General features: G+C 73.4%; 17 protein-coding genes. 12 read left to right on the forward strand and 5 right to left on the reverse strand.

Annotation, left to right across the window (positions count from 1 at the left end):
• Positions 1-49 precede the first annotated feature (49 nt).
• Complete coding sequence (locus tag ACH4S9_RS45590) at positions 50-1,177, forward strand: GuaB3 family IMP dehydrogenase-related protein (protein WP_311726723.1); 1,128 nt, start codon at positions 50-52, stop codon at positions 1,175-1,177.
• A gap of 73 nt (positions 1,178-1,250) precedes the next feature.
• Here ACH4S9_RS45590 and ACH4S9_RS45595 read toward each other — a convergent pair whose 3' ends face one another.
• Entirely contained in the window at positions 1,251-1,883 is a 633-nt protein-coding gene (locus ACH4S9_RS45595) for a hypothetical protein (protein ID WP_398377469.1), read from the reverse strand.
• A 341-nt stretch (positions 1,884-2,224) separates the two neighbouring features.
• Between ACH4S9_RS45595 and ACH4S9_RS45600 the strand changes: the two genes are divergently transcribed.
• Positions 2,225-3,409: a rod shape-determining protein gene (locus ACH4S9_RS45600; protein WP_385348114.1), complete on the forward strand. Its 1,185-nt coding sequence runs from the start codon at positions 2,225-2,227 to the stop codon at positions 3,407-3,409.
• Between the two features lie 126 nt (positions 3,410-3,535).
• The gene (locus ACH4S9_RS45605) at positions 3,536-5,788 is read left to right on the forward strand and encodes a DUF6049 family protein (RefSeq protein ID WP_398377471.1); all 2,253 of its coding nucleotides are present in this window, start codon (positions 3,536-3,538) and stop codon (positions 5,786-5,788) included.
• Between the two features lie 102 nt (positions 5,789-5,890).
• On the opposite strand, the gene ACH4S9_RS45610 is transcribed toward ACH4S9_RS45605, so the two are convergent.
• Entirely contained in the window at positions 5,891-7,162 is a 1,272-nt protein-coding gene (locus tag ACH4S9_RS45610) for a nucleotide sugar dehydrogenase (RefSeq protein ID WP_311726727.1), read from the reverse strand.
• Positions 7,163-7,415: 253 nt separating this feature from the next.
• Between ACH4S9_RS45610 and ACH4S9_RS45615 the strand changes: the two genes are divergently transcribed.
• The gene (locus ACH4S9_RS45615; RefSeq protein WP_398377473.1) at positions 7,416-9,137 is read left to right on the forward strand and encodes a glycerol-3-phosphate dehydrogenase/oxidase; all 1,722 of its coding nucleotides are present in this window, start codon (positions 7,416-7,418) and stop codon (positions 9,135-9,137) included.
• Positions 9,138-9,169: 32 nt separating this feature from the next.
• Here the strand turns inward: ACH4S9_RS45615 and ACH4S9_RS45620 are convergent, their stop codons facing one another.
• Positions 9,170-10,405, reverse strand: a complete 1,236-nt coding sequence (locus ACH4S9_RS45620) for a serine hydrolase domain-containing protein (protein WP_398377475.1) — start codon at positions 10,403-10,405, stop codon at positions 9,170-9,172.
• A 174-nt stretch (positions 10,406-10,579) separates the two neighbouring features.
• Between ACH4S9_RS45620 and ACH4S9_RS45625 the strand changes: the two genes are divergently transcribed.
• Entirely contained in the window at positions 10,580-12,565 is a 1,986-nt protein-coding gene (locus tag ACH4S9_RS45625; RefSeq protein WP_398377477.1) for a protein kinase, read from the forward strand.
• 145 nt (positions 12,566-12,710) lie between these two features.
• On the forward strand, positions 12,711-15,521 hold the full coding sequence (locus ACH4S9_RS45630) for a protein kinase (RefSeq protein ID WP_398377478.1): 2,811 nt from the start codon (positions 12,711-12,713) through the stop codon (positions 15,519-15,521).
• A gap of 21 nt (positions 15,522-15,542) precedes the next feature.
• On the opposite strand, the gene ACH4S9_RS45635 is transcribed toward ACH4S9_RS45630, so the two are convergent.
• Positions 15,543-17,111 (reverse strand): class I adenylate-forming enzyme family protein, encoded by a 1,569-nt coding sequence (locus tag ACH4S9_RS45635; RefSeq protein ID WP_398377480.1) that lies wholly within the window; start codon positions 17,109-17,111, stop codon positions 15,543-15,545.
• Positions 17,112-17,245: 134 nt separating this feature from the next.
• Between ACH4S9_RS45635 and ACH4S9_RS45640 the strand changes: the two genes are divergently transcribed.
• The 3 genes from ACH4S9_RS45640 (at position 17,246) to ACH4S9_RS45650 (ending at position 20,498) form a co-directional block, all read left to right on the forward strand.
• Positions 17,246-18,409 carry an acyl-CoA dehydrogenase family protein gene (locus ACH4S9_RS45640; protein ID WP_311726733.1) on the forward strand — a complete coding sequence of 388 codons (1,164 nt, stop codon included), beginning with the start codon at positions 17,246-17,248 and terminating at the stop codon, positions 18,407-18,409.
• A 7-nt stretch (positions 18,410-18,416) separates the two neighbouring features.
• Complete coding sequence (locus ACH4S9_RS45645) at positions 18,417-19,427, forward strand: acyl-CoA dehydrogenase family protein (RefSeq protein ID WP_398377482.1); 1,011 nt, start codon at positions 18,417-18,419, stop codon at positions 19,425-19,427.
• A 507-nt stretch (positions 19,428-19,934) separates the two neighbouring features.
• Positions 19,935-20,498, forward strand: coding sequence for an ATP-binding protein (locus ACH4S9_RS45650; protein WP_385349540.1), 564 nt, complete (start codon positions 19,935-19,937; stop codon positions 20,496-20,498).
• Between the two features lie 243 nt (positions 20,499-20,741).
• Here the strand turns inward: ACH4S9_RS45650 and ACH4S9_RS45655 are convergent, their stop codons facing one another.
• The gene (locus ACH4S9_RS45655; RefSeq protein ID WP_358846604.1) at positions 20,742-21,668 is read right to left on the reverse strand and encodes a cyclase family protein; all 927 of its coding nucleotides are present in this window, start codon (positions 21,666-21,668) and stop codon (positions 20,742-20,744) included.
• Positions 21,669-21,790: 122 nt separating this feature from the next.
• On the opposite strand from ACH4S9_RS45655, the gene ACH4S9_RS45660 reads away from it, so the two are divergent.
• From ACH4S9_RS45660 to ACH4S9_RS45670, 3 genes are read left to right on the forward strand one after another with little or no spacing between them, the layout of a single operon-like run.
• A complete protein-coding gene (locus ACH4S9_RS45660) occupies positions 21,791-22,702 on the forward strand; it encodes an SDR family oxidoreductase (protein ID WP_311726737.1) in 912 nt (303 codons plus the stop codon).
• A 41-nt stretch (positions 22,703-22,743) separates the two neighbouring features.
• The gene (locus ACH4S9_RS45665) at positions 22,744-23,949 is read left to right on the forward strand and encodes an acyl-CoA dehydrogenase family protein (RefSeq protein WP_398377485.1); all 1,206 of its coding nucleotides are present in this window, start codon (positions 22,744-22,746) and stop codon (positions 23,947-23,949) included.
• Positions 23,946-25,463: an aldehyde dehydrogenase family protein gene (locus ACH4S9_RS45670; RefSeq protein WP_398377486.1), complete on the forward strand. Its 1,518-nt coding sequence runs from the start codon at positions 23,946-23,948 to the stop codon at positions 25,461-25,463. Before ACH4S9_RS45665 ends, ACH4S9_RS45670 begins: the two co-directional genes overlap by 4 nt.
• Positions 25,464-25,512 lie beyond the last annotated feature (49 nt).

The raw sequence follows: 25,512 nt of genomic DNA on the forward strand, positions 1-25,512 counted from the left end.
GGGGGCAGGGATACTGGGACGGCAGACCTGAAGAGCGAAAGGCACCCACGTGACTGAGATCGAGATCGGGCGCGGCAAGCGCGGCCGCAGGGCGTATGCGTTCGACGACATCGCCGTTGTGCCGAGTCGTCGTACCCGGGACCCGAAGGAGGTCTCGATTGCCTGGCAGATCGACGCTTACCGGTTCGAGCTGCCGTTCCTCGCCGCCCCGATGGACTCGGTGGTCTCGCCGAAGACCGCGATCCGCATCGGCGAGCTCGGCGGTCTGGGGGTGCTCAACCTCGAGGGGCTGTGGACCCGGTACGAGGACCCCGAGCCGCTGCTCGCGGAGATCGCCGAGCTGGACGAGGACGCCGCGACCCGGCGCATGCAGGAGATCTACGCCGCACCGATCAAGGAAGAGCTGATCGGGCAGCGGCTGAAGGAGGTGCGCGACTCGGGCGTGGTGACGGCCGCCGCGCTCTCCCCGCAGCGCACCGCGCAGTTCTCCAAGGCCGTGGTGGACGCCGGGGTCGACATCTTCGTGATCCGGGGCACCACGGTCTCGGCCGAGCATGTCTCCGGCGCCGCCGAGCCGCTGAATCTGAAGCAGTTCATCTATGAGCTGGACGTCCCGGTCATCGTGGGCGGCTGTGCCACCTACACCGCCGCGCTGCACCTGATGCGGACGGGCGCGGCCGGTGTGCTGGTCGGGTTCGGCGGCGGCGCCGCGCACACCACGCGCAATGTGCTGGGCATCCAGGTGCCGATGGCGACGGCCGTCGCCGATGTCGCCGCCGCCCGCCGGGACTACATGGACGAGTCCGGCGGCCGCTATGTGCATGTGATCGCCGATGGCGGCGTCGGCTGGAGCGGCGATCTGCCCAAGGCCATCGCCTGCGGTGCGGACGCGGTGATGGTGGGCTCGCCGCTGGCGCGGGCCACGGACGCGCCGGGCCGGGGCCACCACTGGGGCATGGAGGCCGTGCACGACGAGGTGCCGCGCGGCAAGCGGATGAACCTGGGCACGGTGGGCACCACGGAGGAGATCCTGCTGGGCCCCTCGCACACCCCCGACGGCTCGATGAACTTCTTCGGCGCGCTGCGCCGGGCGATGGCCACCACGGGCTACTCGGAGCTCAAGGAGTTCCAGCGGGTCGAGGTGACGGTCGCTCCGTCGCAGCACGACAAGCGCTGAGCGCGCAGCACAAACGGGTTGGGCCCCGACCGCGATGCGGTCGGGGCCCAACCCGTTTGGTGCGTTACCGGCGTCAGCGGTTGCCGAGGCGGTAGGCGGTGGAGACCGCCGCGACCGGGGACAGCGCGATGAAGAGGTAGGTCAGGAAGCCGGAGTCCTTCTTCCAGCCGTCGAAGAGGTCACCGAACTGGTCGAAGAAGAAGTCGTTCGCCGTCGGGAGATCGACGGTGCTCGGGGCGCCCGCCTTGTCGGCGTAGTTGCTGACGTAGTCGGCCGCGACCATCGCGTAGCCGTACAGCTCGCCGAAGAACACCGCCGCCAGTGCCAGAACCGCGCCGACCACCCACAGCGCCGGGTTGCGGCCGCCCAGCTTGGCGATGACGAAACCGACCAGCGCGCCGACCGCGACACCCGCATAGGCGAACTGGGTGACCTTCGGCTCCGCGCCGTCGGTGTCGGCCATGGCGCTCAGCAGGAAGGCGTAGAGCAGACCGCCGACGGCCGCGGCGACAACAGCGGCCAGGATGGCGAGGGCCGGGTTGCCCTGGCGGCCGACCGGCGGCGCCGGCGGCGGGAAGCCACCCGCGAACTGCGGCTGCTGCTGCGGGCCGCCGTACTGCGGCTGCGGCGGCTGGGCCGGGTAGCCGTAACCACCGGGCTGCTGGGGCGGCTGCGGCTGCTGAGGCTGCTGCCAGTTCTGGCTCATGGAGATCCCCCGGGGATGAAGGTGATAGTCCGCGCTCCGGGGATTTGTGCTGATGGGAGCGCGAACGAAGAGTTCGAGCCATAAAAGTAACAGCCGGGCATGACAATCAGACAAGTCGTGTCTGTCGTCCGTGACACGGCTGGGACCGGACGGAGACAACCTGTCCGCCCTTATGTGGATTTGATACCCGTCATTCTGTGACCTGTCGGGTTGTCAGATAACTCTCGGCTCCCGTCGCGACCTGGGGATCATGATCGAAAAGGTAGCAGTGGTCGGCCAGTACAGGGGTGCGACTGACATCAGTGCCGCCAGGAATCCGGCATAAGCAATAATGTCAACTTATGGCGCAGAACAAGACGTTCGCAGGACGCGATGTGGGCATCGACCTCGGCACGGCGAACACCCTGGTGTACGTACGGGGCAGGGGGGTTGTACTCAATGAGCCGTCGGTCGTCGCGGTCAGCACGACGGACGGCAGTGTGCTCGCGGTCGGCTCCGAGGCGAAGGAGACCATAGGGCGTACCCCCTCCAACATCGTCGCCGTCCGCCCGCTGCGGGACGGCGTCATCGCCGACTTCGAGATCGCCGAGCGGATGCTGCGGCACTTCATCAAGAAGGTCACCGGCAGCCGCCGGCTCGCCCGTCCCCGTGTCGTGGTGTGTGTGCCCTCCGGCATCACGGGTGTCGAGCGGCGCGCCGTCATGGAGGCCGCCTCGCAGGCCGGGGCGCGCCAAGTGCATCTGATCGAGGAGCCGATGGCGGCGGCGATCGGCGCGGGGCTGCCGGTGAGTGAGCCGACCGGCTCCATGGTGGTCGACATCGGCGGCGGCACGACGGAGGTGGCCGTGGTCTCGCTGGGCGGGATCGTCACCGCCCGCTCGGTGCGGATGGCGGGTGACGCGATGGACGCCGCGCTCACCGCCCATGTGAAGAAGCGGTACGCCTTGGCGATCGGGGAGCGGACCGCCGAGGAGATCAAGGTGAGCATCGGCTCCGCCGCCCCGGGCGGCGCCTGGTCCGCGCCCGGTGTCGGGACCTCAACCCGGCTTGCTGAGCGCAACGTGGAGGTGGTGTCGGCCGCTCGGGGCGGCGAGGGCCTTTCGCTCGACAAGGGCGACGACCCGGAGCGGACGCAGACGCTGCTGCCGCCGGACCGCTGCACCATCCGGGGCCGGGACCAGGTCACCGGGTTGCCGAAGGTGCTGGAGCTGACGGCGGACGAGGTGCGGCACGCGCTTGCCGAGCCGGTGGACAGCATCATCGCGGCGGTGCGGGCCACGCTGGACGAGACCCCGCCGGAGCTGGCGGGCGACATCATGGACCGGGGCATCGTGCTGACCGGGGGCGGGGCGCTGCTGCGCGGCCTCGACGCCCGACTCAGCAGCGAGCTGGACATCCCGGTGCTGGTGGCCGACGACCCGCTGGACTGTGTGGCCCTGGGCACCGGCCGGTGCGTCGAGGACTTCGCGTCGCTGCGGACGGTGCTCGACGCCCGGCCCGCAAGGCTGGCCACCGCGCGGGTCTGACGGCGCCACCGCGCCCGGGCGGTCCGGGTGGGGGTCTCCCGGGTGCGGTACGGGCCCGCCCGTGGTGGTGTGGTGACACCGCGTCCGTTCACGGGCGCGGTACGAACCGACGTCGAGGTGGCGGTAGTGGCACGCGACGGGACATGTGCGCGAGCGATCGCCGCGGCGGTCGTGGCCCTGAGCGCGGTCCTGGTCACGCTGGTCCTGCCGGTGGTGTCGGTGGAGCCCGCCGCGGCGGCCGCCGCGTCGTCGTACGGGTACCCGCGCGCCGCCCCGCCCGGTCGCGGTCACGGCCACCGGAGTTCGGATGCCGTGACCGTCCGGCTGGAGTCCCTGAGCCCTGCCGTGCTGCGGCGCCGGGACGACGTGCTCACGCTCGGCGGCACCGTGGTCAACGACTCGCGCCGCCGCATCAGCGGCGCCCGGGTGGCGGTGCGCGTCGGACGGGAGGCGCTCGGCACGCGCAGCGGCCTCGCCGTCGCGGCCGGGCGCACCGCCCTCACCCGCGCGGACGGCGAGGAGATCCCCGGCCGCGCCCAACGGCTCCCCTCCCTCGCCCCCGGCGCCACCCACGACTTCCGGCTGCGGGTGCCGGTGCCCGAGCTGGGGCCGGTCGGCGCGGGGGCGTACGGGCTGACGGTGGACGTGGCCCGCGAGGACGGGCCGGTCCTCGGGCTGGCCCGCACCTTTCTGCCCGGCTACCCGGACGGCACGGCGTTCGAGCCGCTGCGCACCACCGTCCTGTGGCCCGTCACCGGCACCCCGCGCATGGAGGCGCTGACCCTGCGCACCCCGGGCAGGGTGCGGCCGGTGTTCCGCGACGACGCGCTGGCCGCCGAGTTCGCCGAGGGCGGGCGGCTCCGCCAACTGGTCGAGACGGGCGGGCGGCTGCCGGTGACCTGGGTGGTGGACCCGGACCTGGTGGCGCAGGCACGGGCGATGGTGGACGGCTACCGGGTGGCCCGCACGCCCGGCTCCACCGATCCCCGGCACACCACCGAGGGCAGGGGCGGCCGGGCGGCGGCGGGCTGGCTGGCCGCGCTCAAGGGGGCGGTGCGCGGGCAGGACGTCGTCGCGCTGCCGTACGCGGACCCCGACCTGGCCTCCCTCGCGCGCGGCGGCCGCGGCGGCGACGCGCTGGCGGGGCTGCTGCGCCGGGCTTCCCGGGCGGGCAAGCAGGTGGTGGACCGGGAGCTGTCCACCGACTCCCGCGCCGATGTGGCCTGGCCGGCGGGCGGCGCGGTGGACGGCGGGATCGCCGGGTACGCGGAGCGGCTGGGCCTGGGCACGGTGCTGGCCACCGGCAGCACCGTCGCCGGGCTGCGCCGCTCCTCCGGCGCGCTGGTCACCGCGGGCGCCACGGACGACCGCGCGGTCGCCCTCGGCGAGCGGCTGACCGCCCTGACGTACGACTCGACCATCGCCTCGCTGCTGGCGCGGAACCGGCAAGGCGCTCCGCAAGCAGCCGCGGCCGGCGCGCCGCTCCGGCTGGGGCTGCGGCAGCGACTGCTCGCGGAGAGCCTGACGGCCGTGCGGGAGCTGCCGTACGCCCCGCGCGCCCTGGTGGTCGTTCCCCCGCGGCGGATGTCGGCCGGGGCGGTGCGGGCGCTGGCCGAGGCGGTGTCGGAGGGGCGGGACGCGGGCTGGCTGGAGCCGTCCCGGCTGGAGGTGGCGGTGCACGACCCGGAGCCGGGGCAGCTGCGGGAGCCCACGAGCTACCCGGTGGCGCTGCGCGCCTCCGAGCTGCCCGCCCGCTCGCTGGGGGCGGTCGCCCGGGACCTGGAGCGGCTGCGCGCCCTCTCCAAGGTGCTGTCCGATCCGGGGCGCACGACCGCCGCCGCGCATGCCGCGATGGCGCGCGCGGTCTCCATGAGCTGGCGCGGGGACCCGGCGGGGGCGCGCTCGTACCGGCGCGGGGTGAGCCGCTATCTGTCCGCCTCGATCGACTCGGTCCGGCTGGTGCCCAAGACGACGGTGACGGTCGCCGGGCAGTCCGCGATCATCCCGGTCACGGTCGACAACGGGCTCCAGCAGGACCTCACCGGCGTGGAGCTGCGGGTGGTCTCCAGCCGCCCGGAGCGGCTGGACACGGTGGACCGGGCGGTCGGGGTCCGGGCGTCGCGGGCGGTCAGCCGTACGGTGCGGGTCCGGGTGCGAGCCCACGCCAACGGGCCGGTACGGCTCACCGCCCGGCTCTACACCAGCTCCGACGGCAGGCCCTGGGGCCGGCCGATCACCTTCATGGCCGAGGTCCGTTCGGTGCCCTCGGGGGCGGTCGCGTTCGTGGTGGGTGGGGTGGGGCTGATGGTGCTGGCCGCGGCGGTACGGCTGCGCCGCGCGCGGGGGCGGGGTGGTGAGCCACCGGGCGCACGGGGGTGACGGGGTTTGCGGGCGCGACGGCTCAGAGCAGCCGCGGGCGCGACGGCTCAGAGCGGTCCCGGGGGGCGGGCCGACCGGCTCAGCGGTTGTGGGCGGGTTGGCTCAGAGCCGGTACGCCGCGCCCGCCGGGCTCGCGCCGCGCGTGTCCAGCAGCAGCTGCGCCTTCACGGCCAGGCCCTGGAGGTCGTAGCTGCGGTGGTGCTGAAGCAGCACGGTAAGATCGGCGTCGGCCACCGCCTCGTACAGCGCGTCCGCGCGCGGCACCGGCCGGCCGAGCACCCGCCAGCGCGCCACGAACGGATCGTGGAAGCTGACCTCGGCGCCCAGCTCCATCAGCCGTGAGGCGATCTCACGGGCGGGCGAGCCCTCCTGGTCGCCCACGTCGGGCTTGTAGCTCACCCCGAGCAGCAGGACGCGGGCGCCGCGCGCCGACTTCCCGTGCTCGTTGAGCAGGGCCGCGCAGCGCCGGGTGACATAGCCCGGCATGCGCCCGTTGACCTGCTGTGCCAGCTCCACCATGGCCAGGGGGCGGCCGGGGGCGCGCCCGGGGTACGGCGGGAGGTCCGCGGCGATCGGCACCCCGTGGCCGCCGACGCCCGGCCCCGGCCGGAAGGCCTGGAAGCCGAACGGCTTGGTCTCGGCACAGCGGATCACGTCCCACAGGTCTACGCCGAGGTCCTGGCAGAACACCGCCATCTCGTTGACCAGGGCGATGTTGACGTGCCGGTAGTTGGTCTCCAGGAGCTTGACGGTCTCGGCCTCGCGCGGGCCGCGGGCGCGTACGACCTTCTCGGTGAGGCGGCTGTAGAACGCGGCAGCCGCCTCCGTGCAGGCGGGGGTGAGCCCGCCGATGACCTTGGGGGTGTTGGCGTAGCCGTGGGTGCGGTTGCCGGGGTCGAGGCGGCCGGGGGAGTAGGCGAGGTGGAAGTCGCGCCCGGCCCGCAGCCCGGACCCGTCCTCCAGGATCGGCCGCAGGTATTCCTCGGTGGTGCCGGGGTACACGGCGGATTCGAGCACGACGGTGGTGTGCGGGCGCAGCTGCGCGGCCAGCGCGCGGGCGGCCTCGCCGACGGCCGACAGGGTGGCCGTCCGGTCCGTGCCCAGCGGGGTCGGGGCGCAGATCACGGCGGTGTGCACCCGGCCGAGCTCGGCGGGGTCGCTGGTGGTCCGGAAGCCCCCGGCGGTCATCCGGCGCAGCTCGGCGGCCGACAGGGCGCCGTTCCAGGCTCCGGAGGGCAGCCGGCCCGCGCGCAGGTCGGCGGCGGCGCGGGGGTCGGGATCGTAGCCGAGGGTGCGGACGCCGGCGGCGGTGGCGGCCTGGACGAGGGGGATGCCGAGGTGACCGAGTCCGATGACGGCGAGATCTGCGGGCATGACTTCGTGCCGTCCTTCCCGAGGCGATTTTCGGATGGCGCGAAATTGCGTGAATACAGACTAAGCGGAAATATGACTCGTATTCAGTATTGATGCGGGGTGTTGCGGCCGACGGGGTGTCGCGGCCATGGAGACCCGGAGTGGGCCCCGTACCGGCATGGCGCCCCGGGAGGAAACCCAGGAAAATCGTTCACGAACGTTGTGATCTCGATCACCGTCTCGATCACCGTCTCGATCACCACGGGAGGCAGCCGTGAGGACACCGACACTGGGGCCGGCCGAGCGCGGCGAGGCGCTGGCCCGGATGGCGGACCAGGAGCTGGACGTGCTGGTGGTGGGCGGCGGGGTGGTCGGGGCCGGCACCGCCCTGGACGCGGTCACCCGGGGCCTGGAGACCGGCCTGGTCGAGGCGCGGGACTGGGCGGCCGGCACCTCCAGCCGGTCCAGCAAGCTGATCCACGGGGGCCTGCGCTATCTGGAGATGCTGGACTTCGCCCTCGTACGGGAGGCGCTGAAGGAGCGCGGTCTGCTGCTTCAGCGGCTCGCCCCGCACCTGGTCAAGCCGGTGCCGTTTCTGTATCCGCTCAAGCACCACGTCTGGGAGCGGCTGTACGCGGGCAGCGGCGTGGCGCTGTACGACGGCATGTCGCTCTCCTCCGGGCATGGCCGCGGGCTGCCGGCGCACCGCCATCTGACCCGGCGGCGGGCCCTGCGGGTCGCGCCCTGCCTGCGGAAGGACGCCCTGGTCGGGGCGTTGCAGTACTACGACGCCCAGATGGACGACGCCCGCTTCGTCACCACGCTGGTGCGCACCGCCGCCTCGTACGGCGCCCATGTCGCCAACCGGGCGCGGGTGGTGGGCATCCTGCGGGAGGGAGAGCGCGTTGTCGGTGTCAGGGTGCACGATGTGGAAGCACCCTTCGGGAGGGAAGGCGCGGATTTCGAGGTCCGCGCCCGCCAGGTGGTGAACGCCACCGGGGTGTGGACGGACGAGACACAGGCGCTGATCGGGGAGCGGGGGCAGTTCCACGTACGCGCGTCCAAGGGTATCCACCTGGTCGTGCCCAAGGACCGGATCCACTCCACGACCGGGCTGATCCTGCGCACCGAGAAGAGCGTGCTGTTCGTGATCCCGTGGGGGAGGCACTGGATCATCGGCACCACCGACACCGACTGGGGCCTGGACAAGGCCCATCCGGCCGCCTCCAGCGCCGACATCGACTATCTGCTGCAGCATGTCAACGAGGTGCTGGCGGTGCCGCTCACCCGCGACGACGTCGAGGGCGTGTACGCCGGGCTGCGCCCGCTGCTGGCCGGCGAGTCGGACGCGACCAGCAAGCTCTCGCGCGAGCACACGGTCGCGCATGTGGCGCCGGGCCTGGTGGTGGTCGCGGGCGGCAAGTACACCACGTACCGGGTCATGGCCAAGGACGCGGTGGACGAGGCGGTGCACGGGCTCGACCAGCGGGTCGGCCCCTGCGTCACCGAGGATGTGCCGCTGGCGGGCGCCGTGGGCTACCAGGCGCTGTGGAACGGGCGGGTGCGCATCGCCCGGCGCGCCGGGCTGCATGTGGCCCGCGTCGAGCACCTGCTGAACCGCTACGGCTCGCTCACCGGGGAGGTCCTGGAGCTGATCGCCGAGGACCCCTCCCTGAGCGAACCGCTGGCCGGCGCCGACGACTATCTGCGCGCCGAGGTCGTCTACGCCGTGTCCCACGAGGGCGCCCGTCACCTGGACGACGTCCTGACCCGGCGCACCCGGATCTCGATCGAGACCTTCGACCGGGGCACGCGCTGCGCCCGGGAGGCCGCCGAGCTGATGGCGCCGGTGCTGGGCTGGGGGCAGGAGCAGATCGACAAGGAGGTCCGGCACTACGAGAAGCGGGTCGAGGCGGAGCGCGAGTCGCAGCGTCAGCCGGACGACCTGACGGCGGACGCGGCCCGGCTGGGGGCGCCGGACATCGTCCCGCTCTGAGCCACGCTCCGAGGCTCAGGCAGTGTGAGGCGTCACGTCCGGCAGAACTCGGCCTTGAGGAGGGCCCGCTCCGCCGCGGCGGCCGGGCGCGCCTCGGTGTTGAGGCGGTAGGCCAGCACACGGCGGCCGTCGGGCGTGGCGACGACCTGGGCGTATGAACCGTTGATCTGGCCGTTGTGGCCCCACAGCGTCACGCCGCAGGACAGCCGTACGGGGAACAGGCCCATGCCGTACCGCCCGTCGGAGGCGGTCGTGTCGCGCATCCGCCGCAGCGCCGCGGGCGGCAGCAGGCCGCCGCGCAGCAGCGCGCCGAAGAAGCGGGCCAGGTCGTCGAGGGTGGAGATCGCCTCGCCCGCGGCGCCCGCCGCGGACGGGTCGAGGACGGTGACGTCGCGCGGGGTGCCGGTGCCGGTGCCGGTGATGGGGGCGTAGCCGCGGCCGTGCGGGGTGGGGAGGGTGCCGCGGGCGCCCGGGAAGGACGTGCCGCGCAGGCCGAGGGGGCCGAGCACGCGGCGCTCGGTCTCGGCGGCGTAGGGGCGGCCGGTGACGCGCTGGACGACCAGGCCCAGCAGGACGTAGTTGGTGTTGGAGTAGTGCCACGCGGCGCCCGGGGCGAACCGCGGGCGGTGGGCGACGGCGGTGCGTACGAGCTGCCGGGGCGTCAGCGGGGCGGCGGTCGGCGGGCGGGACAGCCGGCGGGCCACGCGCTGGTCGGCGGCGAAGTCGAACAGGCCGCTGGTGTGGGTGAGGAGCTGCCGGAGCGTGATCTTCCGGCCGTCGTTGCCCCGGCCCCGCACCAGTCCGGGAAGATGCTCCTCGACCGTGTCGTCCAGGCCGAGCCTCCGCTCGTCGGCCAGTTGGAGGACGACCGTGGCGATCAAGGTCTTGGTGATGCTGCCCGCACGGAAGCGGTCGTTCCGATGGATGCGCCGCCCGGTGCGCAGATCCGCGAGCCCGGCCGACGCGAAGCGGGTCCCGTCGCCGTCCCGGGCCAGCGCGGCGGCGCCCGGGGCACTGCCCTCGGCCGCCAGCCGCCGTACGGCCGCGCGCAGGGCGGCCTCCGTATGCCGCCCGTCGGCCTGCCGGGTCGCCGCGGCGCCGGTGCCGGGGCCGGTGTCGGCACCGGCGCCGAGGGTGCGGGCCGCGCCGCGGTCCGCCGGGCCCGGTCCGCCGCAGCCGGGGACGGCGGCGGACAGGACCGCGGCCAGCGCGAGCGCCGCGGCCCGCGTGCGGCCCCGTCTGGTCCGCTCCGGGGCGCGGATCGGCATGTCGAGAACCCTTTCATCGGGTTTTCATCGGCTGCGAACCCCCAGATGTTCGCAGGTGTGGCCACGGCCACCACGCCGGGCCCCCGACCCCGGACTTCCGTTGGTCCGCGGATGAGAGACAATGGGGGCTCTTCCAGGGTGGGTTCAGGGCGGGTTGATTTGCAGAGGGGACGCATGTCGGAGGCGGAGCGGACGCAGGGCTCGACCGGACGCCTCCTCGCCGGGCGGTACCGGCTCGGGGAAGTGCTGGGCCAGGGCGGGATGGGCACGGTCTGGCGGGCGAGTGACGAAACGTTGGGCCGTACCGTCGCGGTCAAGGAACTGCGCTTCCCGTCGAGTGTCGACGAGGACGAGAAGCGACGGCTCATCACCCGGACGCTGCGCGAGGCGAAGGCGATCGCCCGCATCCGCAGCAACGGCGCCGTCACGGTCTACGACGTGGTCGACGAGGACGACCGCCCCTGGATCGTCATGGAGCTGATCGAGGGCCGCTCGCTCGCGGACGTCGTCCGGGACGACGGCGCGCTCACCCCCCGCCGCGCCGCCGAGGTGGGGCTCGCCGTCCTCGATGTGCTGCGCGCCGCGCACCAGGCGGGCATCCTGCACCGCGATGTGAAGCCCTCCAACGTCCTCATCGCCGACGACGGCCGCGTCGTGCTCACCGACTTCGGCATCGCGCAGGTCGAGGGCGACCCCTCGGTCACCTCGACCGGCATGCTCGTGGGCGCGCCCTCCTACATCTCGCCCGAGCGCGCCCGCGGCCACAAGCCCGGGCCGCCGGCCGACCTGTGGTCGCTGGGCGGCCTGCTGTACGCGTCGGTGGAGGGAGTGCCTCCGTACGACAAGGCCACCGCCATCGCGACGCTCACCGCCGTGATGACCGAGCCCGTCGACCCGCCGAAGAACGCGGGCGTGCTGGAGGAGGTCATCTACGGCCTGCTCAACAAGGACCCCGAGCGGCGGCTCGACGACGAGGGCGCGCGGGCGCTGCTGAACCAGGCGCTGGACGCCCCCGACGAGGGGCGGTCGAAGGCCGCGGCCGCCAATGCCACCCGCACCATGTCCCTGCCGCCCGCCCCGCCCGAGGACGCCCCGGCGTCCGACGCCGCCTCGGAGCGGGTGCGGGGCGCGCTGCGCTCCGTGCGGAAGGCCTCGGCGGCCTCGGCCGCCGCCGGATCGGGTGACGCGGGGGACTCCGCCGCGTCCACCGCGAAGAAGTCCACGTCCGCGGACGGCAAGCCCGCGAAGACCGCGAAGCCCGCCAAGGCCGCGAAGGCCGCGAAGGCCAAGCCGGCGGCCGCCGGCGGTTCCGAGGTCCCGCCCGCCCCGCAGCCGCCCCGCGCCCCGCTGACGGACGTGGTGTCCAGGCGCACGCTGGTGATCATCGCGGTGGTCGTGGTGCTCGCGATCGTCGGCACGGTGCTCGCCATCGTGCTGAGCGACGACGGCAGCGACTCCCAGGGCAAGTCAGGTGACCGTACGACGGCTTCGGCCGGCGCGGACGGCGGCGACACCAAGGACGAGAAGAGCGCCGGCAACCAGTCCGACAAGTCGTCCAGCCAGTCCCCGGACGCACAGCCGTCCACGGGGAAGCCCACGGACGACGACACCAAGGGCGGGTCCGGCGGCTCGGACGACGACGAGGACGGCAACAAGGGCAAGGGCAAGGGCAAGGACGGCGACGGGGGCGGCGGCAAGGGCTCGGCGCCGGACGGATACGAGACGGTCAAGAGCTCCGACTTCCCGTTCACCATGGCGATGCCCAAGGGATGGCAGGTCCACTCGGGGAAGTACCCCGGCAGCCGTATCTACTACGGAGGATCCGACATCCCGCGGATCCAGGTCGACTTCACCGACTCCCCGAAGGCGGACGCTGCGGCGGAGTGGCGCAAGAGCGAGCCCAACGTGAGCAGGACCACCCCCCGCTACAAGCTGATCGGCATCGAGTCGGTCAGCTGGCACGGCTACCCCACGGTCGCCGACTGGCAGTTCGAGCGCGACCAGAGCGGGAAGCGGGTCCGGGTGCTCAACCGCGGCTTCAGGGCGGACAGCAGCCATGGCTTCGCCATAATGATCACTTGCGAGAAGAGCAAGTGGGACGAGAAGGAGTGCAAGACGCTCCGCGAGACCGCGTTCGACACCTTCGACATCACGGACTGAACACTCCGGTCGGCATGGGGCGCCCCCGGCACGTATCGTGAGAGGCCGTGGACCGTGCGCAGCGGCAACGACGGGCAAAACGCCCCTGATTGACGGTTTCGCGCGGTGCGGATGAGGGTGTGGATCGCGCGCTCGGGGAGGCTTCGTGGACGAATACGCGGGTCGGGTTCTCGCCGACCGCTATCGCCTGCCCCTGCCGCCCGCCGATGAGTACGAACTCGTCGAGACCCGCGCCTTCGACACCTACAGCGGACAGGAAGTCCACCTCAGGCAGATACCGCTGCCGGAGACCGTCGACGCGGAGGTCGTCGGCGCCGACGAGCACTACGCGTACGCGGGGGCCCCGGGGCGCGCACACGGCGCGACCGGCATGGGCCGCGGCGCCCGCGGCGGCGTCGCCGACCCGGCGGTGCGCCGCGCCATCGAGGCCGCGACGGCCGCCGCGCAGGTGCCCGACCACCCCCGGCTCGACCAGGTCTTCCATGTCTTCGCGGAGGCCGGGAGCCTGTGGATCGTCAGCGAACTGGTCGCGGGCCGCCCGCTGGCCGCGCTGCTCGCGGAGCGGACGCTGTCCCCGTACCGGGCCGCCGAGCTCGCCCATGACATCCTCACCGCGCTGCGCGCCCTGCACGCCGACGGCTGGATCCACCGCAACATCACCGCCCGGACCGTCCTGGTCTGCGACGACGGGCGCGCCATGCTCACCGGGCTGGCGGCGGGCGCCGCGGAGGAGGCCCTGTGCGGCTACGACCCGGTGCCCCGGCCGCCGACCGATGCGGCCTCGGCCGACGCGACCTCGGTCGAGGCGGCCGACGCCGACGGCGGTGAGGCAGGGGGCCCGGCCGTCGACGAGCCCGCCGCCCGCCAGGCGCCGCCGCTGTACCGCGACCAGGGCGCGGCGGGAGGCTTCCCGGGGCCGCGCGATCCGGGTGTGCGGGGCGTGACGGTTGCGCCGAGCGCTTCGGGTACGGAGTTTCCCGGGCCGCGCGGCGCGCTCGAACAGCCCCCCGCGGGCTCCGGGTTGCCGCTGCCCCCCGGCTCGGAGTGGCGGCCCGCCGAGCGCGTCGAAGACGGGCGAACGGACGGGCCGAACGGCCCGGACAGCCCGAACAGCACGCATGGTGCGGGGCCGGTTGTGCCGGGAGCGCGGCCGGGCGAACCGGCCCTCGGCGGCGGTCCATCCGCCCCGGCGGGCGGCGACCCGCAGGGCGGCGCCGCCGGGCGCGCCGTGCGGGCCGGCGCGATCGCCGCCTACACGGCGGGCGCCCGTGCCGCCGCCCGGGCGCACGTCGAGGGCCCCGCGCCCCGTGGCGCCCACCCCGGCGCGCCCGACGGCGCGAGCGGCCCCGCCGCTGAGCGCGCGGAAGGCGCCCCGCGCCCCGCGACCGATGCCAACGGCTCGGCCCCGGGCAGCGCGACGGCCCAGGACCCGTACGCCGAACGGAACTCGCACGGGGCCCTGGCGCCGCATGCCGGCCCGAGCGGGCAGGTCGAGCGGAGGCCGCACCCGACCCGGGCGCTGTATATCGACCCGGGCCGACCCGCCGCCCCTACGGGCGACCAGGCCCCGAACAGGTCTGCCAACCCCGACCTCAACCCCCCTCACGCCAGGCCGGCGGGGCCCGCGGGGGGCGGCGTGGGCTCATGGGACGACGAGGCGGCGGGTGCTCACGGGGCGCGGCGCGGTCCCGCGAGCGCGCTGGCCGTCGAGCGGGCGCGGCAGGCGCGGATCGTCGTGGTCGGGGCCGTCACCGAGCGGTGGGCCCCCGAACAGGCGGTTCCGGTGCACGAGAACTGGCGGCTGGCGCCCCCTGTCGGCCCGGCCGCCGACCTGTGGGCGGTCGGTGTGCTGCTCTTCCGCGCCGTACAGGGACACGCCCCGTACCCGGAGGAGAGCGCCGCCGAGCTGGTGCAGCTGGTGTGCTCCGAGGCGCCCGCGTACGCGGAGGAGTGCGGCCCGCTGCGCCCGGTCGTGGAGTCGCTGCTGCGCCAGGACCCCACCGAGCGCCCGGACTTCGAGGAGCTGCGCGGCTGGCTGCGGTCCCTGATCCGCTCGGCGCCGGAGCCGGACGTGGGCAGCAGCACGGTCACGGTGCCGTCGGCAGGGCCGGGCGGGGCGTCCGACCCCCGGCGGCTGCCGATCGTGCGCCGCCGCGGCTGGCTGGTGCGCAGGGGCCGGGCGGGCGCGCCGGTGGCCGCGCACGGGCGGCACAAGCGGGGCAAGCAGGCCGGTGAGCGCCGCCCGCGCAGGCTGGGGCGGGTGCTGCTCTTGCTGATACTGCTGGCTCTGGCGGCCGCGGTGCTCTACGCGATGATGTTTATGCCGAAGGCCGACGAGAAGAACGGCCAGGGCCGTACGGGCACGGCGGGCTCGCAGAGCGATGTGCCCAGCGCCTCGCGGGAGCCGTCCCCGGACCAGTCGGCCGGGGCGGGGGGCGGGGCCGGTTCGGGCACCTCCTCGCCGGACGATCAGCCGCAGTCGACGCCGCCCGCGGGCCTTGCGAAGGGCTTCGCCGTCCGCAAGGACCCGAAGGGCTTCAAGGTCGCGGTGTACGAGACCTGGACCCGGCGCGGCGAGAACCCCCGCGGCCAGATCCGCTATGTCGGCGGCGACTTCGAGCTGGTGGTGGTGGCCGGGCGGGACAGGGAGTCCGAGTTCGGCGCCGACCCCATGGCGTACCAGCAGAACAGGGAGCCCGAGCTGGCCGCCTTCCGCTCCTCCTCCTGGTCCTCGTCCTCCGGGCTGCGCCGGATCGACGTGGGGCAGACGGCGATGGCCGAGGGGGAGTTCAGCTGGCGGGACAGCAGCGGCCGGGATGTGTACGCGCGCAACCTGGTGATGCTCATCGACGGCCGGTACCACGTCGTCCTGGTCATCGGCCCGGCCGACGAGCGCCGCGAGGTCGCCCGCTACTACGAGCAGGCGACGGCGACGTACAGCACCACGACCGGCTGACCCCGCCACCTGGCCGGCCTTCTAGCCGAACCGCTCCCGCAGCTTGTACTTGAGCACCTTGCGGAGCGTGTCGTTGCGCGGCAGCGCGTCGACCACTTCGAGGCGCTCGGGCAGCTTGTGCGGGGACAGCCCTTGGGCACGCAGATACGAGACCGCGCCCTCAAGGGTGAGCGGTTCCGCGTCGGCGGGCTGTTCGACGACCGCGCACACCAGCTCGCCGCGGACCGCGTCCGGCAGCCCGATCACCGCCACGTCGCCGATCCCGGGGTGCTGGTAGAGCAGTTGCTCGACCTCTTTGGCGGAGATGTTCTCGCCCTTGCGGATGATGACGTCCTTGGCGCGGCCGGTGAGGACGAGATGTCCCTCCTCGGTGAGGTGCCCGAGGTCTCCGGTGATGAGGAAGCCGTCGGCGTCGAACGCCTCACGGGTCTGGGCCTCGTCCAGATATCCGGCGCAGACGGCCTCGCCGCGCAGCCGCACCTCACCGTCCGCCCCTATGGGCAGCGTTTTTCCGTCCCCGTCCACGATGCGGATCTCCATGTCCGCGGGCGGCCGTCCTTCGGTGGTCGCGAGGTGGTGCGGGGTGTCGTCCGGCGCGCCCATGGTGATCATCGGGACTTCGGTCATGCCGTAGCCGTGGGTGAGCTGGCAGCCCAGCTCGCGGACGACCTCGTGGTACAGCTCGGGCGGTTTGGGGGCGCCGCCGCCGGCCAGCAGCCGCAGGGTGGGGATGAGCTTGTGGGCGGGGTCCTTGCGCTGTTCGGCCAGGAACATCGAGTAGAAGGCGGTGCTGCCGCCCGCGACCGTGACCTTGTGCCGCCGGTAGGCGGCGAGCGAGCCGGGCAGCGCGAAGTGCTCGAACAGCACGGCAGGGAAGCCGTACAGCAGCAGCATCACGGTGTAGTCGGGCCCGGCCACATGGGCGTACGGAAAGGCCATGGAGCCGATGTCGTCCGGGCGCAGCCGCAGCGCGTGGGCCAGGCAGGCGCCGGCGGCGATGAGGCTGCGGTCGGTGTGCAGCACGCCCTTGGGCTCGGAGGTGGTGCCGGAGGTCCAGTAGATCCAGCGGACGGCGGTCCCGTCGGCGGGCGGCGGGGGCAGTGGCACGGCGAGCGGGTCGGCCTCGGGGAGGGTGTCGTACGTCTCGAAGACCCGGGGTGGTTCGGGCAGCCGCGCGGCGAGGCGGTGGGCCATCGCGGTGTGGTCGAAGCCGCGCCAGTGACCGGGGACGGCGAGGAAGCGGGCGCCGGAGGCGCGCAGCGCGAAGCCGACCTCCCGGTCGCGGTAGAAGGGGATGAGCGGGGTCTGTACGGCGCCGAGCCGGGCCAGGGCGAGGGCCAGGACGACCGTTTCGATGCGGGTGGGCAGCTGCCAGGCGACGCGGTCGCCGGGGCGCACGCCCATGTCGTACAGCCCGGCCGCGGTGCGTTCCGCGCGGGTGCGCAGCGCGCGGAAGGTCATCCGCCGGTCGTCGCGGGCGGAGGCGGCGGCCTGGAGCAGCGCGGGGGCGTCGGGGGTGAGCGCGGCGCGCCGCTCGACCAGCTCCCACAGCGTCGCCGATGTGCCGAGTGCCTGCGCGGTGTCGGTCATACGGACCTCCAACTGACGGCTAGTCAGATTGTGCGGGAAGCGTAGAGCCCGGCGCCTTGTCGGTCCAGAGTCCGCGGGGCTAGCCTTGTGATTTATCTGACGAAGCGTCAGATCTGCCCGGCGAGGGGACGGGGATGGACCTCGACTACACGGAGCCGGAGGAGGAGTTCCGGCGGCGGCTGCGCGCTTGGCTGGCGGACGTCCTGCCGAAGCTGCCGGACCCGCCGGACCCGGCCGACTGGCCCGGCCGCCGCGTCTACGACTGCGGCTGGCAGCGCATGCTGTACGACGCGGGCTACGCCGGGCTGCACTGGCCCGAGGACGCCGGCGGCCAGGGGGCGACCCCGACTCAGCATCTGATCTTCCTGGAGGAGACCGAACGGGCCGGAGCGCCCTATGTGGGCGCCAATTTCGTCGGGCTGCTGCACGCGGGCCCCACCATCGCCGCCGAGGGCGACCCGGGGCAGCGGGCGCGCTGGCTGCCGCCGATCCTGCGCGGGGACGAGGTCTGGTGTCAGGGCTTCTCGGAGCCGGAGGCCGGATCCGACCTGGCCTCGCTGCGCACCAGGGCGGCGCGGGACGGTGACTCCTATGTCGTTACCGGCAGCAAGATCTGGACCTCGCACGCCGAGGTCGCCGACTGGTGCGAGCTGCTGGTCCGCACCGCACCTGTCGGCGACGAGGCGCCCAAACATCGCGGGATCTCCTGGCTGGCGATGCCGATGGACGCGCCGGGGGTCACCGTGCGGCCGCTGCGCACGCTCGCCGGGACCGCGGAGTTCGCCGAGGTGTTCCTGGACGAGGTGCGGGTGCCGGTCGCCAACCGGATCGGGGCGGAGAACGACGGCTGGCGCGTGACGATGGTGACCCTCTCCTTCGAGCGCGGCACGGCGTTCGTGGGGGAGGTGGTCGCCTGCCGCCGGGTGCTGGAGGCCCTGGCGCGCGAAGCGAGGGCCAACGGGCGGTGGGACGACCCGGTGCTGCGGCGCAGGCTGGGGCGGCTGGCGGCCGAGTTCGCCGCGCTGTGGCGGCTCACCCAGTGGAACGTGAGCGAGGCGCAGCGCACCGGCGGGGTGCCCGGGACCGGCGGCTCCGTCTTCAAGCTGCGCTACTCGCAGGTGCGGCAGGAGCTTTACGACGCGGCCGCCGAGGTGCTGGGGGCCGGGGCGCTGGACGCCGGGCACGCGTGGGTGGCGGACCGGCTGTCGTCGCTCTCGTACACCATCGCGGCGGGCACCTCCCAGATCCAGCACAACATCGTCGCCGAGCGCATCCTCGGCCTGCCGAAGGGACGGTGAGTCGGCCGTGGACTTCCGGCTCACGGACGACCAGCGGGCGCTGCGGGCGGGCGTCCGCGAGCTGCTGGAAGGGCGGTTTCCGCGGGAGCGGCTGCGGGCGGTGGTGGACGGCGGCGAGCCCGCGGTGGACCGGGCGCTGTGGCGGGAGCTGGGCGGGGCCGGGTTCTTCGCGCTGCGGTTGGCGGAGGCGGACGGCGGGGTGGGGCTCAGCCTGCCGGAGGCGGCGCTGGTCTTCGAGGAGGCGGGCCGGGCGCTGCTGCCGGGGCCGCTGGTCGCCACGCATCTGGCGGCCGCGGTGGTGGAGGGGGCGGCCGAGGGCCGGGCCGTGGTCACGGCGCTGGACGCGGCGCGGGGCGCTGAGCCTGGCGCGGCGGGGCCCCTGGTCGAGCACTTGGCGTCGGCGGATGCCGTGTTGGTGATCGGCGACGACGAGGGCGACCGGCGCGTCGGCGTTCTGCCCGCGGCCGGACTTGCGCGCTCCGCGCGGCCGATACGGTCCGTGGACCCGGCGACGCCGCTGCACCGCCTGGACCGCCTGCACCGCCTGGATCCGGGAGGCTGTTCCGGGGGCGGGCCGCCGACCGCGGCCGCCCGGCTCAGGCGTGAGGCGGTGCTGCTGACCGCCGCCCTCCAGCTCGGCAGCGCGGCCCGTACGGTCGAGATGGCCGTACGCCACGCCGGGGAGCGCTTCCAGTTCGGCCGGGCGATCGGCACCTTCCAGGCCGTACAGCATCTGTGCGCCGGGATGCTGGTGCGCGCGGAAACAGCCAGAAGCATGGTTTACGCCGCAGCCGTCACAGAAGACGCGGATGATGTGGCCGCCGCCAAGCTGCTGGCCGACGAGGCCGCCGTCCGTAACGCGCGGGACTGTCTCCAGGTCCACGGCGGGATGGGCTTCACCTGGGAGGCCGATGTGCATCTGCATCTCAAGCGGGCCTGGGTCAGGGCCGGGCAGTGGCAGACGGCCGCCGAGGCCGAGGAGGGGCTCGCGGCCGGGCTGTTGCGCCCCCGTGTATGAGGTTTGTGACCCGACTTCGTGGAAACGCCTGAATTGTTCAGGTGTCGTGATTGCTGGGGAAATCCCCAGGGTCTTCGAGGTGACCGAGCGTTGATACCGGGTTGTTTCCTAGGTGTGACTCGTCACAGGGCGGAGTCGGGCCCGCCCTCGGGTACTCTCCGTTGCGTGCGAGCGGATTTGGGGTGCAGCGATCCCGGCGTGGCCCGTGGGGCGACTCCGGGCACGCCAATGTGCCCCGCTCGCGCGGGGTGCACCCAATCGGCGCCCCGGTGTTCGACTCCCCGCGGCGCGCGTCGCACAGTATGCCGCACGCATACTCCTTGGCGCTGGAATATGACCGAAGCGCTTGTTGGGGTGACTGTACGTCAACCATGCTGTCTCGCAAGGGGGTACCTCCCGGCGGTAGCCGGGAGGGGGCACCTCCCAGCGGTAGCTGGGGGAGAGTCACGTTCCGTGACCTCTTGGAGGTACGAGGCGATGTGTCCGCCAGTTCGGATGGTGTGAGCGGTGCAGGTGCTTCAGATGCAGATGGAGGTCAGGCCCGACCCCGCGGAGGTGAGCCGGGCCCGTAGGTGGGCGCGCTCACGGCTCGCCGGGTCCGGGATAGGGGTGGACGAGCCGCTCGCCGAGACGCTGATCCTGCTGATTTCGGAACTCGTGACCAACGCCGTGGTGCACACGGGCTGTCCGGCGGTGCTGCGCATGCTCTTCCCCGCGCAGGGCGACGGCGGCGGGCCCGGCGCGGGCGGCCTCGACGGGCCGGGGCCGGGCTCCGGCACGGTCCGGGTCGAGGTCGCCGACTCCAGCGGCCGGGGGCCGCGGCGGCGGTGCGCGGACGAGGGCGCCACCAACGGGCGCGGTCTGGAGCTGGTCGACGGTCTGGCGGACCGGTGGGGCTGGCATCCGGAGGGCGCGGGCAAGCGCATCTGGTGCGAGGTGGACCGGGGCGTCCGTGGGGGCCATGGGGCGCCCGGAACTCATGAGGAGCCGGTCCTGATGGGGCGTGCGGGTCCTCATGCGCCATCACAAATCGGGCGTAGTCGGCAAAGTCCAGACCAGGTGTTGACGTGATGTGGCGGTGTGATCACTCTAGGATCGGCGATTCGTTGCGAGGGGACGTCGAGGGCTCTGAGTTCCCTGTGGGCCGTGTGCTCATGGGGTGGTTCCTTGGCGAGTGCGGGTCGCTGCCCGGCGCGTGACAGGGCATCTGCGCCGGAGCCGGGCGGCGGTGCGCGATGCCGTGCTCGGGGTGCGCATGAGCGCGCCGCCGCCCGACAGACCCGCCCTCGCCTCGCGGGGCCGCGCCTCGCGAGGCTATAGGACCGCCACGGGTGCGACGGGGCTGCCCGCCCCGCCGACGAACGGCTCGGGCATGGCCGACAGCAGAAATGCGTAGCGCCCCTCCTCGGCGCAGGCCTCCGACAGCTCCTCCAGATTCCAGTTCTGGCCCTGCTGCATGCCCATTTCGACGAGATCGAGCGCGTGGACCGGCATCCACAGGTTCTCTATCTCCGGGGGGAAGATCTCGAAGGTGAGGGTGTCGTTGGCGACCGCGGCCACGTCCCGGGCGTGGAACCACTCGGGGGCGCGGAGGGACAGGCCGGGTGACGGAAAGGCGTACGCCTCCTTCTCGCCCGCGAGATAGCGCTGGATCTGGCCGGTGCGCACCAGGGCGATATCACCGGGTCGGACAGTGGTCTTCGCCAACTCCTCCGCGGCCTCCAGGTCCTCGGGGGTGACGGCATGCCCCTCGGGCAGCCGGTCGAACCCTCGGGCGCGGGCGACATCGAGGAGCACCCCGCGCGAGACGATGTGGCGCGCCTTCTCGATGCCGCTGAAGGCGGCGCGGCCGTGGGCGGTGACGGAGGCGGCGGGGCGGCCGTTGTAGATCCGGCCCGAGTGCGAGACATGGGTCAGCCCGTCCCAGTGGGTGCCCGCCTGTAGGCCCATCGTCACGGCGTCGTCGCTGGTGGCCACGGTGTCCGGGCCGAAGATCTCCAGGTTGACGGCGACCATGGTGTGCAGGGGGTTGACCCGGCCCGGGATCACTCCGGTCTGCACCCCGTCCTGCTGGAGCGGCAGCGCGAGCGGGACGCGGCGGCCGCTGCGTATGTCCGCCGCGGCGCCCCTGACCACCTCGTCGGTGATCAGGTTGAGCGTGCCGATCTCGTCCGCCTCGCCCCAGCGGCCCCAGTTGTTGACGCGCCTGGCGATGTCGTGGAATTCGGGCGGCAGGGCCATGGAACCTCCTCGGTTCGGCTTCCTGGCGGCTTCCCGGCGGGTTTCCGCTCGGGGGCTTGTACTCGCGCCGCGTCTGCTCAAAAATCTAACGGACCGTCAGATACTGCGGGAGGGGACGCGACGTGGGCAACTTCTTGGGCGGCAAGGTGGTCGCCGTCACCGGGGCCGGGCGGGGCATCGGCCGGGCCGTGGCACTGGCCTGCGCGGCCGAGGGAGCCCAGGTCGTCGTCAACGACTACGGGGTGTCGATCGAGGGCGGCGAACCCAGCAGCGAGGTCGCCGAGGCCGCGGTCAAGGAGATCGAGGCGGCGGGCGGAACGGCGGTAGCCGTCGCCGACGACGTCTCGACCATGGCGGGCGGGCAGCGGATCGTGGACACCGCGCTCGAACGCTACGGGCGGCTCGACGGCGTGGTGTGCATCGCCGGGATCCTGCGCGAGCGGATGCTCTTCAACATGACCGAGGAGGAGTGGGACCCGGTCGTCGCCACCCACCTCAAGGGCACCTTCACGGTCTTCCGCGCGGCCTCCGCGGTGATGCGCAAACAGGGCTCCGGGACCCTGATCGGCTTCACCAGCGGCAACCACCAGGGCAGCGTCGCGCAGGCCAACTACGCCTCCGCCAAGGGCGGGATCATCTCCCTGGTGCGCAGCGCAGCGCTCGGCCTCCACAAGTACGGGGTGACCGCCAACTGCGTGGCCCCGGTCGCCCGGACGCGCATGTCCGCCAATGTGCCCATGGAGCTCAAGGAGATCGGCGAGCCGGAGGACGTGGCGGCCCTGGTGGTCTATCTGCTGAGCGACCGTGCCAGGGAAGAGAAGATCACCGGGCAGGTCTACACGATCGCCGGACCCAAGATCGCGGTCTGGGCCCAGCCACGGGAGTTGCGCGCGGGATACGCCGAAGGCGCCTGGACCCCGGAGAAGATCGCCGACTTCCTCCCGGGCACGGTCGGCACCGACCCCATGCCGATGCTCGCGCGGCTCGACGCCATGGCCAAGGCGGCGGCCGCGGGACAACGCCCCAACGCGTGACCCGACCCCGCGGCCACGCGGGACGGGAGACGGGAGGAGCCGTGGACTTCGCTTTCGGACCGGAGGACGAACGCTTTCGCACCCGGGCCCGCGACTGGCTGGACGAGCACTTCACCGGCGCGCACACCGGTCTCGGCGGACAGCCGCGGCCCGGCGTCGGCCACGGTGGGGAGGGAGCGCACCGCGCCTGGGAGCGGGAGGTCGGCGCCGGCGGCTGGATCGGGCTCGGCTGGGACCGGACCCACGGCACCTACGGCAACCGGCCCGCCACCCTCACCGAGCAGGTCGTCTGGGCCGAGGAGTACGCCCGCGCCGGGGCCCCCGCCCGGCTCGGCCACATCGGCGAGAACCTCCTCGCCCCCACCCTGCTCGCCTACGGCGACGACGCCCAGCGCGCCCGCTTTCTGCCGCCCGTCGCACGCGGCGAGGAGCTGTGGTGCCAGGGCTACAGCGAGCCCGACGCGGGATCGGACCTCGCCGGGGTGCGGACCCGCGCCGTCCGCGACCCGGGCGACGGCACCTACCGCGTCACCGGGCAGAAGATCTGGACCTCCCTCGCCCGCGAAGCCGACTGGTGCTTCGTCCTGGCGCGCACCGAGGAAGGCTCACGGCGCCACCACGGTCTCTCCTTTCTTCTGGTGCCGATGGACCAGCCCGGACGGGTCGAGGTGCGCCCGATCCGGCAGCTGACCGGCGACGCCGAGTTCAACGAGGTCTTCTTCGAGGGCGCGGTGGCGCGCGCGGAACACCTCGTCGGCGGCGCCGGCCACGGCTGGCGCGTGGCCATGGGACTGCTCGCCCTGGAGCGCGGCGTCTCCACCCTCGCCCAGCAGATCGGCTTCGCCCAGGAGCTCGACCGGGTGGTGCGGATGGGCTTACGCACCGGCGCCGCCGCCGACCCCGTGCTGCGCGACCGTCTCATCGCGCAGTGGGCCGAGCTGAAGACCATGCGCTGGAACGCGCTGCGGACCCTGGGCTCGGCACAGGGCCCCGGCGCGCCCAGCGTCGCCAAGCTGCTGTGGGGCGGCTGGCACCAGCGGCTCGGCGAGCTGGCCGTCCGGGTGCGGGGCGCCGCGGCCGCGCTCGGCCCCGAGCCATGGAGCGCCGAGCGGCCGTATGAACTCGACGACGCACAGCACCTCTTTCTCTTCTCCCGGGCCGACACGATCTACGGCGGCTCGGACGAGATCCAGCGGAACATCATCGCCGAGCGCGTTCTCAACCTCCCTAAGGACTCACGCGGATGAAGACGGACGGGCCGAAGACGGACGGGTTGACGACGGACGAGGCGGACGGGCGGGCGGTGTACGGGCACTGGATCGGCGGCGGCCCACGGCGGCCCGGGCAGGGGCACTACCCGGTCATCAACCCCGCCACCGAGCGGACCGTCGGCCATGCCCCAGAGGCCGACGCGGCCGACGTGGACGCCGCCGTGAGCGCGGCACGGGACGCCTACGAGGGGTGGGCGCGCACCGCCCCCCGTGAGCGCGCCGCCGTGCTCGACCGCGCCGCCGACCTGATCGCCGAGCACGCCCGGGACCTGGCCCCGCTCGCCCAGGCGGAGACGGGCGCGACGATGCGCGTCGCCAAGGCGATGCAGGTGCCCCCGGCGGCCGACCGCTTCCGCCGGTATGCGCGGGGCGCCCTCGAACCGGACACGGTCCCGCTCGCGCCCGTGCCCGTGGCCGCCACGCCCCTCGCCCCCGGCGGGCTCATCGGCGCGGCCGCGGTCCGCCGCCCCGTGGGTGTCGTGTGCTGTATCACCTCCTACAACTTCCCTCTCGCCAACCTCGCGGGCAAGGTCGCCCCCGCCCTGGCGATGGGGAATACGGTCGTGGCCAAACCGGCCCCGCAGGACCCTCTGTGCTGTCTGGAACTCGGCCCGTTGCTGAAGGAGGCCGGGCTCCCGGACGGTGTCTTCAATGTCGTCACCGGATCGGGCGCTGCCGCGGGCGAGGCACTCGTGGCACACCCCGGCGTCGACATGGTCAGCTTCACCGGCTCCACCGCCGTGGGAAAGAAGATCGCCGAGTCCGCAGGCCACTCGATGAAGCGCACCCTGATGGAGCTGGGGGGCAAGGGCGCGGCCATCGTCCTTGGGGACGCCGACAAGTCCGTGATCAAGTCGGCGGTCGGGGCGGTCGGTTCGACCTGGTCTTTCCACAGCGGGCAGATCTGCACGGCGCCGACCCGCGTGCTCGTCCATCGATCGCTGTACGAGCAGGTCGTCGTCGCACTCACACGGTATGCGAGTTCGCTGATCGTCGGGGATCCTGTGGATAACTCCACGATCGTCGGCCCGCTGATCTCCGCGGCCCAGCGCGACCGCGTCGAGGCGTACCTCGCCGGCGCCCGTGACCAGGGTGCCCGGATCGCGGTGGGCGGCGAACGCCCCGCCGTCAAGCCCGGCTTCTACGTCGCCCCGACCCTGATCACCGACGCGACCCCCGACATGACCGTGGCGCAGGAGGAGGTCTTCGGCCCGGTCGTCGTCGCCCTCCCCTTCGATGACGAGGACGAGGCGGTCCGCATCGCCAACTCCACCCCGTACGGCCTGTACGACTACGTCTTCAGCGCCGACGCGGGCCGCGCCTGGGCCCTCGCCGCCCGCCTGCGCAGCGGCAACGTCGGCGTCAACACCGCCCAGCGCCACCCCGAGACGCCGTTCGGCGGCTTCAAGCACAGCGGGGTCGGCCGCGACGGCGGCTCGTTCGGCCTGCACGCGTACAGCGAACTCCAGTCGGTGGTCTGGGCCTCCTGAGGAGAGGGACAGACGTGGGACGGAAAAGACGGGAAATGCGGGAAATGCG

The sequence above is a fragment of the Streptomyces sp. NPDC021225 genome (assembly GCF_044332865.1).
Taxonomy (GTDB): Bacteria; Actinomycetota; Actinomycetes; order Streptomycetales; family Streptomycetaceae; genus Streptomyces.